Origin of the sequence: Polynucleobacter sp. AM-7D1 (genome assembly GCF_018688455.1) — a bacterium.
Taxonomy (GTDB): Bacteria; Pseudomonadota; Gammaproteobacteria; order Burkholderiales; family Burkholderiaceae; genus Polynucleobacter.
In genome coordinates this window covers 1753358-1765697 of record NZ_CP061319.1, presented here as the reverse complement: position 1 = coordinate 1765697, position 12340 = coordinate 1753358, and the positions used below count along the sequence as shown (strand labels likewise).

At 46.5% G+C, this 12340-nt stretch carries 11 protein-coding genes and 1 other RNA gene; 11 read left to right on the top strand and 1 reads right to left on the bottom strand.

Translation table 11 applies throughout. The features are described 5' to 3' along the window. Nucleotides 1–16 precede the first annotated feature (16 nt). The 11 genes from ubiE (at nucleotide 17) to rnpB (ending at nucleotide 11605) form a co-directional block, all read left to right on the top strand. Entirely contained in the window at nucleotides 17–760 is a 744-nt protein-coding gene (ubiE, locus tag GQ359_RS09195) for a bifunctional demethylmenaquinone methyltransferase/2-methoxy-6-polyprenyl-1,4-benzoquinol methylase UbiE (RefSeq protein ID WP_215386870.1), read from the top strand. Between the two features lie 56 nt (nucleotides 761–816). Beyond that, a complete protein-coding gene (locus GQ359_RS09190) occupies nucleotides 817–1728 on the top strand; it encodes a Tim44 domain-containing protein (protein WP_215386869.1) in 912 nt (303 codons plus the stop codon). A 52-nt stretch (nucleotides 1729–1780) separates the two neighbouring features. Next, nucleotides 1781–2398: an SCP2 domain-containing protein gene (locus GQ359_RS09185; RefSeq protein ID WP_215386868.1), complete on the top strand. Its 618-nt coding sequence runs from the start codon at nucleotides 1781–1783 to the stop codon at nucleotides 2396–2398. A gap of 6 nt (nucleotides 2399–2404) precedes the next feature. After that, on the top strand, nucleotides 2405–3991 hold the full coding sequence (gene ubiB, locus GQ359_RS09180) for a ubiquinone biosynthesis regulatory protein kinase UbiB (RefSeq protein WP_215386867.1): 1587 nt from the start codon (nucleotides 2405–2407) through the stop codon (nucleotides 3989–3991). A 64-nt stretch (nucleotides 3992–4055) separates the two neighbouring features. After that, nucleotides 4056–4709 (top strand): DUF502 domain-containing protein, encoded by a 654-nt coding sequence (locus tag GQ359_RS09175; RefSeq protein WP_215386866.1) that lies wholly within the window; start codon nucleotides 4056–4058, stop codon nucleotides 4707–4709. A gap of 16 nt (nucleotides 4710–4725) precedes the next feature. Continuing rightward, nucleotides 4726–6525: an aspartate--tRNA ligase gene (aspS, locus tag GQ359_RS09170; protein WP_215302103.1), complete on the top strand. Its 1800-nt coding sequence runs from the start codon at nucleotides 4726–4728 to the stop codon at nucleotides 6523–6525. A 22-nt stretch (nucleotides 6526–6547) separates the two neighbouring features. After that, nucleotides 6548–6991, top strand: coding sequence for a dihydroneopterin triphosphate diphosphatase (gene nudB, locus GQ359_RS09165; RefSeq protein ID WP_215386865.1), 444 nt, complete (start codon nucleotides 6548–6550; stop codon nucleotides 6989–6991). Between the two features lie 24 nt (nucleotides 6992–7015). Then, nucleotides 7016–8839, top strand: a complete 1824-nt coding sequence (locus GQ359_RS09160) for an ABC transporter ATP-binding protein/permease (RefSeq protein WP_215386864.1) — start codon at nucleotides 7016–7018, stop codon at nucleotides 8837–8839. A gap of 9 nt (nucleotides 8840–8848) precedes the next feature. Continuing rightward, nucleotides 8849–10171 (top strand): glycerate kinase, encoded by a 1323-nt coding sequence (locus GQ359_RS09155; RefSeq protein ID WP_215386863.1) that lies wholly within the window; start codon nucleotides 8849–8851, stop codon nucleotides 10169–10171. A 2-nt stretch (nucleotides 10172–10173) separates the two neighbouring features. Continuing rightward, nucleotides 10174–11232 (top strand): dihydroorotase, encoded by a 1059-nt coding sequence (pyrC, locus tag GQ359_RS09150; RefSeq protein WP_215386862.1) that lies wholly within the window; start codon nucleotides 10174–10176, stop codon nucleotides 11230–11232. A 66-nt stretch (nucleotides 11233–11298) separates the two neighbouring features. After that, nucleotides 11299–11605, top strand: an RNA gene (gene rnpB, locus GQ359_RS09145) — RNase P RNA component class A. Between the two features lie 11 nt (nucleotides 11606–11616). Here rnpB and GQ359_RS09140 read toward each other — a convergent pair. Further along, the gene (locus GQ359_RS09140) at nucleotides 11617–12042 is read right to left on the bottom strand and encodes an OsmC family protein (RefSeq protein WP_215386861.1); all 426 of its coding nucleotides are present in this window, start codon (nucleotides 12040–12042) and stop codon (nucleotides 11617–11619) included. Nucleotides 12043–12340: the final 298 nt, after the last annotated feature.

Sequence of the window (12340 nt, the reverse complement as noted above, 5' to 3'; positions counted from 1 at the left end):
AGATAGAGCAAAGAATATGAGTAAGACTCACTTTGGATACCAAAGCGTTGATGAGGCTGAAAAAGCAGGTAAGGTCGCAGAGGTATTTCACTCTGTAGCTGGTAAATACGATGTGATGAATGACTTAATGTCATTCGGTCTTCATCGCTTGTGGAAGAAAGTCACCATTGCTCGTGCGCAAGTTCGTCCTGGGCAAAAAGTTTTAGATATCGCTGGTGGTACAGGTGACTTGGCTGCGGCATTTGCACGCGCGGCAGGATGGGGTCATAACCTAGAGGCGCAAGTGTGGTTAAGCGACATTAATGCTTCCATGCTTGGAGTTGGTCGCGATCGTCTTCTAGATCAAGGCTTGGCTTTGCCCTGTGTTCAGTTTGATGCAGAGAAAATCCCTTTTCCCAATAATCATTTTGATGTGGTGACCGTAGCCTTTGGTTTGCGCAATATGACTCACAAAGATGTTGCCTTGGCAGAGATGTTGCGTGTCATTAAGCCAGGTGGTCGAGTTCTGGTGCTGGAATTTTCTAAGCCAGATGCTTTTTTACAGCCAGTCTATGACACATACTCATTCAAGGTTTTACCTTGGTTGGGTGAAAAAATTGCCCAGGATTCTGAGAGCTACCGTTATTTGGCCGAATCCATTCGGATGCACCCAGATGCTGAAACCTTGAAGGAAATGATGTTGCAGGTCGGTTTTGATGAGGTAGATACCCATAGGATGACTGGGGGTATCGTTGCGCTCCATATTGGTATTAAATACTAGTGAATTTGTAGTTTTTAGCAGTCCAGAATTAAAGTAGTTTCATAGGAGATTAAAAGATGAATAAGCATTTTTTCAAGGCAACTCTATTAAGTGTCAGCTTAATTTTTGCTACCGTTGGTCATGCTGATGCCGCTCGTTTGGGTGGCGGTAGAAGTGTTGGTAAGGCACCAAGTACACCAATGCAAAAACAAGCTGCTCCTGCACAAAAACCGGCTCAACAAGCTCAGCCAGCTACAGCGGCCACGGCTCCTAAGGCACCAGCACCTAGTCGCTTTGGCGGTATGGGTGGAATTCTCGGCGGACTTGCTGCGGGACTTGGTATCGGTTACCTCTTATCTCATTTTGGTTTGGGTGAGGGCGCCGCTTCATTGATTACTGGATTATTGATTGCTGCCCTAGCAGGTTTTGCCATCATGTTTGTAATGAGAAGAATGATGCCTGCTTTATCTGGTGCTAATAAAGGTCCTCAAGTGGCTTCCCAGGGAATGCAGCGTGCCAATATGGATCAGGCACCTAGGCAGGAGCCTGCTTTTACACCGGCTGCAAATGCATTTGGCGGTATTGCTAGTGAACCAGCGCCATTCCAATCCACCTTGCCACCCGGTTTTGATGAATATGCATTTCTCGATAACGCAAAGCAATATTTCTCCACCCTGCAAAAAGCATGGGATCAGGGTGATTTAGCTGCTTTGCGTGAGTACACCACACCTGAAATGTTTGCAACGATTGAGCAAGACCTATCAGGTCGTGCCGATAGTGCTAACCAAACTGATGTAGTTACCCTCAATGCACAGTTATTGGGAATTGAAACGGCAGACAATACTTATTACTGTAGCGTTCAGTTCACGGGCATGATTCGTGAACAAGCAGGCGCACAAGCAAATAATTTTTCTGAAATCTGGAACTTAAGTAAGCCTGTAAGCGGTCCTGGAGGCTGGGTACTAGCGGGTATTTCTCAGTTAGTTTAAGCTTGAGGTACTTTCCCTTGAAAGCCCGCACTTGTGCGGGTTTTTTACGCTTATGACTACCGCTTCTTCTGCTACCCATCACATTGCCGCTTCTGCTGCCTCTCAAGGCATTAATCACGTGCTTAAAGCCGAGCCATGGGCTATGGCAGAGTTGGCTCGACATGCTGGCAAAGTAATTTTGCTGGGTTTGCCAATCGGCAACTTGTGTTTTGAGATAGCGCCTGAGGGCTCTTTGGTTGCTGTGAGCAATATTGATGCTCCATCTCTTGAGCTGGAAGTCTCTTCTGAAGTGCTGAGCGTTTTAGCTGGAGGTTCAGGTAATTTACGAGAGCAGGCTATGAAGTCCGTCAAGATCACTGGCGATGCTGACCTAGCGCAATTATTAGGTCGCTTGGCAGGACAAATTCGGTGGGAGTATGAAGAAGATCTGGCGCGCTTCATCGGGGATGCGCCTGCTAATTTTGCCGTACGCCAAGGTAAGAAATTCGTTTCTGCTGGGAAAGCTGCAGCGACTGACTTACTTGAGAATGTCATTGAGTATGTCAGCGAGGAAAGAAGAGTACTTTTGAATAAACGAGATTTTATGATTCATAAAGATGAATTAAACGCTTTGCGTGATGCAGTTGATCGTATAGAAAAGCGCATCCAAATTTTAGAGCGAAAAGGTTAATTCATTGTGCGTCGTCTAGCCCGCCTTTCCTTTATTTTCTTTACTGCATGGCGCTATGGCATGTTGCCATTGCTGCGCGATATTCTGAAGCCTGGTATTCGTCGTGGCATATTGACTGTCATTTGTTGGACCTCTCCAGGCCAATCTTTACCTAGAGGTGAGCGGATTCGTTTGACCCTAGAGGCATTGGGTCCAATCTTCGTGAAATTTGGGCAAGTACTTTCTACGCGTCGCGATTTATTGCCTGAAGACATTGCCAACGAGTTGGCGAAATTACAGGATCAAGTCCCGCCATTTTCTAATGAAGAATCTTGCCGCCTCATTGAACAAGCGCTTGGACAATCCATCGAGGAAGTATTTATTAGTTTTGATGCAACTCCCGTGGCTAGTGCCTCTGTAGCCCAAGTGCACTTTGGCTTATTACGTGGAACCGAGAAGCATCCAGAGTGGGAGGGCCGCGCAGTTGCAATTAAAGTTTTGCGCCCTGGCATTTTGCCAATCATTGATGGCGATCTTGCTTTGCTTTATGACTTAGCAAAAATAATTGAGAGACTCTCCGAGGATGGGCGTCGATTAAAGCCTCGTGAAAATGTTGCTGAGTTTGATACGCACTTGCATGATGAATTAGATCTGATGCGTGAAGCAGCAAACGCAAGTCAGTTGCGTCGCTACTTTGTCGATTCAAAGAAGCTGATGATTCCAGAGATGTATTGGGATTTATGTCATACGAATGTCATTGTGATGGAGAAGATGGATGGCATCTCGATTGGACGAACAGCAGATTTACGTGCTGCTGGCGTTGACTTCAAAAAGCTTGCAGCCGATGGCGTAGAAATATTTTTCACCCAAGTATTCGAGCATGGCTTCTTTCATGCGGACATGCATCCTGGCAACATCATGATCAGTCTTGAGCCAGAAACATTTGGTAGATTTATTTCTTTGGATTTCGGTATTGTTGGCGCGCTGAGCCAGTCTGATAAGAGTTATTTGGCATTAAATTTCCTCGCCTTCTTTAATCGCGATTACCGTCGCGTTGCTGAATTGCATATCGAGTCTGGTTGGGTTCCGGCAAACACACGTGTTGAAGAACTTGAGGGAGCGGTGCGTTCCGTTTGTGAGCCTTACTTTGATCGCCCACTGAAAGAAATTTCTTTAGGGATCGTACTGATGCGCTTATTCCAAACTTCCCGACGGTTTAAGGTGGAAATTCAGCCGCAACTCACTTTGCTTCAGAAGACCTTGTTGAACGTGGAAGGTCTTGCGCGTCAGCTTGACCCAGACTTGGATCTCTGGAAGACTGCAAAGCCAATTTTGGAAAAATGGGTCAGTCAGCAGCTTGGTTGGCGGGCTTTAGTTGATGGCATTAAGGCTGAGGCGCCAAGTTGGGCGCAAATTTTGCCGACCCTGCCGCGTTTGATTGCCGAGAGTTTGGCGCAGGCGCGTATCCCTCGAAGAGAGTCAAATGCTGAATTGGAGGTCTTAAAAGGCCTTTTATTGCAGGAAAGGCGTACTCATCGCCTCTTGGCAGGGGCTTTGCTATTTGCCGGCGGTTTTTTGGCTGGGATTCTGATAATCGGCCTTGGTCTTTACTAGTCTGTCGCCTGCCGGCGCTTAAACCGCTAAAATGTCAGGTTAGGCAAAGTTCAAGCATAGGCAAATGAAAAAATACTTCATCGCAGGCATTCTGGTGTGGGCACCAATGTCAGTCACCATTTGGGTGATTGCATGGGGTTTGGGCCTGCTCGACGGTGTTTTTGGCTCTGTTATGCAAGCCCTCATCACCATTTTCCCCAATCAGTTTGCTGGGGATTTAAGGCATTTCCGTGAGTTGCCGGGTGTCGGCATTCTGATCGTTGTTGCAGTCATCATGCTTACTGGATTGCTTGCAATTAGTTTTGCAGGGCAATGGTGGCTAAAGATATGGCACCAGTTCATGAATCGCATTCCTATTGTGCGATCAATTTATTCCAGCGTTCAGCAGGTCTCCTCCACACTATTTTCTGGTAGCGGCCAAGCTTTTAGCAAAGCATTATTAATTCGCTATCCCCATGCAGATTCTTGGGCGATTGCATTTCAGACTGGTATGCCAGCTAAAGAAGTAGCCGCGAAGTTGGGTGAGGACTATGTCAACGTATTCCTACCAACCACACCAAATCCGACATCTGGATTTTTTATGATTGTCCCTCGTGCAAACACTATTGAATTAGAGATGAGTGTCGAAGCGGCGCTCAAGCACATTGTTTCAATGGGGTCTGTTCCTCCTACCAGTTCAACTGGTTTGCCCGCGATTGGGCCAAACCGTCATCTTTGATTTATAGGAAATTGTTATGTCGATGCGAAGCCATACCTGCGGTCAGGTAACTGAATCACTCATTGGTCAGGAAATTACCCTGTCTGGTTGGGTAAATCGACGCCGTGACCACGGTGGCGTAATTTTTATTGACCTACGTGATCACCAGGGTTTTGTGCAGGTGGTGTGCGATCCGGATCGTCCGGAAATGTTCGCTTTAGCTGAGCAGGTTCGTAATGAGTTTTGTATTCAGATCAAAGGCTTGGTTCGTGCACGTCCAGCTGGTACTGAGAATAATGATTTAGTGAGTGGCAAGATTGAAGTGCTCTGCCATAGCTTGGTGATTTTGAATGCATCTATCACTCCTCCATTCCAATTAGAGGATGAGAATCTATCTGAGACCACTCGCTTAACCCATCGCGTACTCGATTTGCGTCGCCCACAGATGCAAAAGAATTTACGTTTGCGTTACAACGTCGCTATGGAGTGTCGTCGCTACTTAGATGCTGCTGGTTTCATTGATATTGAAACGCCGATGTTGACGAAGAGCACTCCTGAAGGTGCGCGCGACTATTTAGTCCCTTCACGTGTTCATGATGGCCAGTTCTTTGCACTGCCACAGTCTCCCCAGTTGTTCAAACAGTTATTGATGGTGGCTGGCTTTGATCGCTACTACCAAATTACGAAGTGTTTCCGTGATGAAGATTTGCGTGCTGATCGCCAACCTGAATTTACTCAGATCGACTGTGAAACTGCCTTCTTGGATGAATTAGAAATTCGTGACTTATTTGAAAATATGATTCGCCATATTTTCAAAACCACGATGAATGTAGAGTTGCCAAATCCATTCCCAACAATGCCATATTCAGAAGGTATGGCACGCTTTGGTTCTGACAAGCCTGATTTACGTGTGAATTTTGAATTTACTGAGTTGACTGACTTAATGAAGGATGTCGATTTCAAGGTGTTCTCTGGCGCTGCAAATCAAGAAGGTGGTCGTGTAGTTGGTTTATGCGTACCTGGTGGTGCTGAAATTAGCCGTAGTGAAATTGATGACTACACTCAATTTGTAGCAATCTATGGTGCCAAAGGTTTAGCTTGGATCAAGGTGAACTCTGTTGCCGAAGGTCGCAATGGTTTGCAATCACCCATCGTGAAGAACTTGCACGATGCTGCCATTGAAGGCATCTTGAAGCGCACTGGCGCTAAAGATGGCGACATCATTTTCTTCGGCGCTGATAAAGAAAAAGTGGTGAATGACGCCATCGGTGGATTGCGCCTGAAGATTGGCCATTCTGCTTGGGGTAAAGAGCATGGCCTCTCTACCGAGGGTTGGAAGCCATTGTGGGTAGTGGATTTCCCAATGTTTGAATACGATGAAGACAACGCCCGTTGGGTTGCATGTCATCATCCATTTACTAGCCCTAAAGATGAGCACATGCAGTATCTCGAATCCAACCCTGGCAAGTGCTTGGCTAAAGCCTATGACATGGTTCTCAACGGTAGCGAGATTGGTGGCGGATCAGTTCGTATTCACCAGGAGGTAGTTCAGAGCCAGGTATTCCGTGCATTGAAGATCGGTGCTGAAGAAGCGCAGGCTAAATTTGGATTCTTATTGGATGCCTTGCAATATGGCGCGCCTCCGCATGGCGGTATTGCGTTTGGTTTGGATCGCATTGTCACCATGATGACTGGTGCTGAATCTATCCGTGATGTGATTGCCTTCCCTAAAACGCAGCGTGCACAGTGTTTATTGACTCAAGCTCCTAGCCCAGTAGATGAGCGTCAGTTGAAAGAGCTACACATTCGCTTGCGCCAGGCTGCTCCGGCTGCTTAAGCAAAAGAGTATTTAAAGTATCTTGAAAATCCCCATTTCGGTTTTAGTTGTCATCTACAAATCGAATGGGGAGGTCTTGCTGATAGAGCGGGCCGATAAATCGGGCTTCTGGCAATCTGTTACCGGAAGTGTTGATTTCGCTGATGAAGACCTTCGTGTCGCAGCTGCGCGCGAAGTCCTTGAAGAAACTGGTATTGATGTTCAATCTCTCCCAGCAGACTCTTTACGAGATATGCAGCATCACATCGAGTACGAGATTTATCCGCAGTGGCGTCTTCGCTATGCTCCTGATGTCACTAGAAATACTGAGCATTGGTTTTCACTACTGGTGCCGAACGATACTCAAGTCCAATTAGCTCCTCGGGAGCATGTCGCTTATCAGTGGCTTCCATTTACAGATGCTGCTAAAAAGTGTTTTTCTCCTAGCAATGGTGCAGCCATTCTGCAATTGTTCTCTGCACCTTAGTGCAGAAGTGACTAAGATAGAGTGATGAGACATTCATCAGGGCATCATCATTCAGCAGGCGATTCAAAACTATCACAGGGGAGTGACTGGAAAGTCATTCGAGATTTACTCCCTTATTTGTTGGAATACAAATTTAGGGTTGCCATTGCGCTGACCTGTTTGGTAGCGGCCAAGGTTGCCAACCTTGGTATTCCGATTTTGATGAAGCAATTGATTGATGCTCTCAATATCAAGGCAGATTCTCCGCAAGCATTGTTGGTAGTCCCGGCCGGATTGATATTGGCCTATGGCCTTTTAAGAATCTCCGCCTCTTTGTTTACTGAGTTGCGTGAGTCTCTCTTTGCACGCGTTACCCAAAATGCGGTGCGTAAAGTAGCGCTACAAGTTTTTGAGCATTTGCATTCTTTGGCCCTGAGCTTTCATTTGGCTCGTCAGACTGGCGGGGTGAGTCGAGATATTGAGCGTGGTACTCGTGGCATCCAGTCTCTGATTTCTTATTCCCTATATAGCATCCTGCCAACTTTAATTGAGTTTTGTTTAGTGCTTGGTTACTTTGCTTATGCCTACGATATTTGGTTTGCTGCCATTACGCTGGTTGCTTTAGTTCTCTATATCGGCTTTACAGTTGTCGTGACTGAATGGCGGACACATTTCCGTCGCACCATGAATGACATGGATTCCAAGGCTAATCAGAAGGCGATTGATTCTCTCCTCAATTTTGAGACCGTCAAGTATTTTGGTAATGAGGCTTTTGAAGCGAGTCGCTACGATCAAAATTTAGTGCGTTATCAAGCAGCTGCAGTGAAGTCCCAGAAATCTTTAGCACTCCTGAATTTTGGTCAGCAGACGATTATTGCAGTTGGCCTAGTCATGATCTTGTGGCGTGCTACCTTGGGCGTGATTGACGGGTCTATGACCTTAGGTGATTTAGTCTTGGTAAACACCCTGATGATTCAGTTATACATTCCATTGAATTTCTTAGGAGTGATTTATCGTGAGATCAAGCAGGCTCTCACAGATATGGATCGCATGTTCTCACTCCTTAACACCGAGAAAGAGATTGCTGATGCGCCTAATGCGAAACCTTTACAAATTACGAATCAAAGCCGTGGACCCGATATTCGCTTTGAAAATGTTTCGTTTCATTACGATGCCAAGCGTGAAATTCTGAAAGACGTGAGTTTTAATATTTCTGCAGGAACAATTACTGCCGTCGTGGGACAGAGTGGTGCGGGTAAGAGTACCTTGGCACGTTTGCTATTTCGTTTTTATGATGTTCAATCTGGCAAGATCCTGATCGATGATCAAAATATTGTTGATGTCACTCAATTGAGCTTGCGCAAGGCGATTGGTATCGTTCCGCAAGATACAGTTCTATTCAACGACACGATTGGCTACAACATCGCCTATGGCAATCCCAATGCCTCCATTGAAGAAGTGCACGAGGCTGCTAGAGCTGCACAGATAGATCGCTTTATCCAACATCTACCAGATGGCTATGACACCCAAGTAGGTGAGCGTGGCTTAAAGCTGTCAGGTGGCGAGAAGCAGCGTGTTGCGATTGCGCGCACCCTACTCAAAAAACCAGCGATGCTCATTTTTGATGAGGCAACATCGGCGCTAGATTCCAAAACGGAGCGAGCCTTTCAGGAAGAATTGCTTAGTCTCGCTAAAAACCGTACAACTTTGATCGTCGCACACAGGCTCTCGACCATTGTTCATGCCGATCAAATTTTGGTCATGGATCATGGCCAAATTGTGGAGCGCGGAACCCATATTGAACTCTTGGCTGCTAATGGCCGATATGCTGAGATGTGGCAAATGCAAGAGCGAAGTACTCTTGATTAGAATATCCGTATGAGCCAGCAAGAAACTATTCTCAAAAATGCTTTTGCGGCAGCTTTAGAGGTTGCTGACCCTAAGAAAATCGTGCCAGAGTATCTCAGCAAGATCTTTGCCCCAGGTTCAGAGCCTAAGGGAAGGTGTTTGGTGGTGGGGGCTGGTAAGGCCAGTGCCTCTATGGCAACAGCTCTAGAGTCTCATGCCAAGAGTCATTGGTCTGATGCAATTCTTGAAGGTGTTGTATTAACCCGATACGGGCACCACTCTCCAACGAGCCACATTCAAATTATTGAAGCGGGTCACCCCGTGCCTGATCAGGCTGGTATGGATGGTGCTAAAGAAATCTATCGCTTGGTTGCTGAGCTACAGGCTGGTGATATTTTGATTGCCTTGATTTCTGGTGGTGGCTCAAGCTTGCTCACCTTACCCCAAGCTGGGATCAGTATTGACGATATGCGTAAGACAACCGAGGCACTCTTGCGTTCTGGTGCACCGATCGAAGAGATGAATATTGTTCGTAAGCACTTGTCAGCGATTCAGGGCGGTAATTTAGCAAGACTGGCGATAGCACGGGGTGCCCGAGTTGAGGCTTTGCTGATCTCTGACGTCACAGGAGATACACCCGCGGATATTGCCAGTGGCCCTTGTGCTCCTGATTACTCAACCTATCAAGATGCCTTGGATATTCTGGATAAGCATGAGCTCAGTGCCGATACTATTCCAGCATCTGTTTTATCCCACTTAAAGCGTGGTCTTGCTGGTGAAGTTCCTGAGACTTTAAAAGAAGCTGATCTAAAGGGCGCTCTAGTAAACAATCATGTGATTGCTACTGCGTATAAGAGTCTTGAGGCTGCAGCAGATTACGTCCGTACACAAGGCTATGAGCCGGTGATCTTGGGTGATACCGTTACTGGTGAGGCTAGGGATGTTGGTGTTGAGCAAGCGACTTTGGTGCGTCAACATTTGTCAGCTAAGACTGGTAAACCCATTGCCCTCATTTCAGGTGGTGAGTGCACCGTCACTATTCCCAATGGAATAAAAGGTCGTGGTGGGCGCTGCAGCGAATATTTACTCTCACTGTTTGCCGCCTCTCAGGAGTTTCCTAAATTGGCGGCATTGGCGGCCGATACTGATGGGATTGATGGGAGTGAGAAGAATGCCGGTGCGTGGTTTACTCCCGAGACTCGCTTGGCTGCAAGGAAGGAAGGTCTCATTCCTGAGCAGTATTTAACTCAGCACAATTGCTACGATTTTTTTGCACAATTAGATGCATTGGTGGAAACTGGCCCTACACTGACGAATGTAAATGATTTCCGCATCATCTTGCTTGATACTTAATTATGACCATTAGCCCATTACAGATTCAACTGATTCAGCCGGACGACTGGCACTTACATATTCGTGATGGTGAAGTCATGAAAGATGTATTGGCAGATACTGTGCGCCAATTTGCCCGCGCTATTATCATGCCGAACTTGAAGCCACCTGTGACGACAGTCGATTTGGCAAACGCCTATCGCGCTCGGATTGAAGCAAGTCTTCAATCATTGGGTGTGACTAGTTTTACTCCCTTAATGACTTTATATCTCACTGACAACACATCAGCTGATGAGGTGCGCAAGGCAAAAGAGGCTGGCATTGTTGGATTTAAACTTTACCCAGCTGGCGCAACAACCAATAGTGATGCAGGGGTCAGCGATATCAAGCGTTGTTATGCTGCGCTTGAGGCAATGCAGTCTGTCGGTATGCCCTTGTTAGTGCATGGTGAGGTCACTAGTGCGCATATTGATATCTTTGATCGTGAGGCAGTATTTATTGATCAAGTGCTCGAGCCTTTGCGTAAAGATTTTCCTGAGCTGAAGATTGTGTTTGAACATATCACTACTAAGCAAGCTGCACACTATGTGCGTGATGCACAAACTGCTGGAAAAAATACACTAGCCGCAACCATTACTCCACAACATTTACTCATGAATCGCAATGCGATTTTTGCTGGCGGCATTCGTCCACACAATTATTGTTTGCCAGTACTGAAGCGTGAAGAGCATCGCGTTGCTTTACTAGAGGCGGCAACGAGTGGCAGTCCGAGATTTTTCTTGGGCACCGATAGTGCGCCACATGCCAAGGGTGCTAAAGAGGCTGCTTGTGGTTGTGCTGGTTGTTACAGCGCTTTCAATGCCTTAGGTTTATATGCTGAGGCATTTGAGAGTGTTGACAAGTTGGATAAGCTTGAAGGTTTCGCTAGTTTTTACGGACCAGACTTTTATTCACTGCCCCGTAATACCAAGAAAATGACTTTGGTGAAACAGGCACAAAGCATTCCAGCAGAACTTCCTTTGGGTGATGCCACGATTGTGCCGCTGCGTGCTGGTGAGACCATCGCTTGGACTTTGGCTTAAGTTGTTCAGCACTTCCCTAATTCATTTTTAGACTAAATTTCTGCGACTGCGTTAGACTGCAGGCGCAGAGTCAATTGGGCAATCGCCGCCTCTTTATTGAGGGGGAGGAAAGTCCGGACTCCATAGGGAAGGGTGATGGCTAACGGCCATCCACGGTGACGTGAGGAATAGGGCCACAGAGACGAGCGTATTTAGTTACGGTGAAACGCGGTAACCTCCACCTGGAGCAATCCCAAGTAAGCAGGCGATGAGGCGTCCCGCTGAGTCTGCGGGTAGGGAGCTTGAGCCGTCAGGTAACTGCCGGCCTAGAGGAATGATTGCCCCTAGATGCAAATCTAGGCGACAGAATCCGGCTTATCGATTGACTCTGCACTTTCCAATTATTTATTCGTCATTTAGAACGTCAATGGAATAAGTGATCTCGGCTGTTTTAGCGAGCATAGTTGTAGCTGAGCAGTACTTTTCATGTGATAGCTTCACGGCGCGCTCAACCTTGCTTAAATCGAGATTTTTACCTTTAACCGTGAAATGCAGGTTAATTTTGGTAAATACCTTGGGCTCGGTCTCAGCTCTCTCTGCAGTTAGCTTGACATCACAGGCACTGATCTCTTGGCGCGCCTTTTGTAGGATTAAAACTACATCAAAGGCGGAACAACCCCCAGTTCCAGCCAAAATAAGCTCCATAGGCCTTGGGGCACTATTTTTACCTCCAGCCTCTGGCGGCCCATCCATGGTGACCTGATGGCCACTTCCGGTTTCTGCTGAAAACGCCATTCCGCCAATACCCAACCAAGATACTCGACATTCCATGTTAGTGGCCCCTAAATTAGTAAATTAATCAATATTATCAATAGTTTACCAATAATGATGGAGCTTTGTTTTGGGATTAGTTTTGCTAAAAAACATCACAAAATTGATTTTGGTCAATATTCTTGCGTTGCACCATATTTCTTGTGTAGAATAACCATATTGGCTGTCAGTCTTATATAAGAGATCGATGCGCCTCCCAGTGTCTCCTCCACTTAAACATAGGTGGATTCCAACCCAGGACTCGTTCCTGGGTTTTTTTTGGGTTACAATTCAAGGCTTTACTAGATTACCGAGCCGG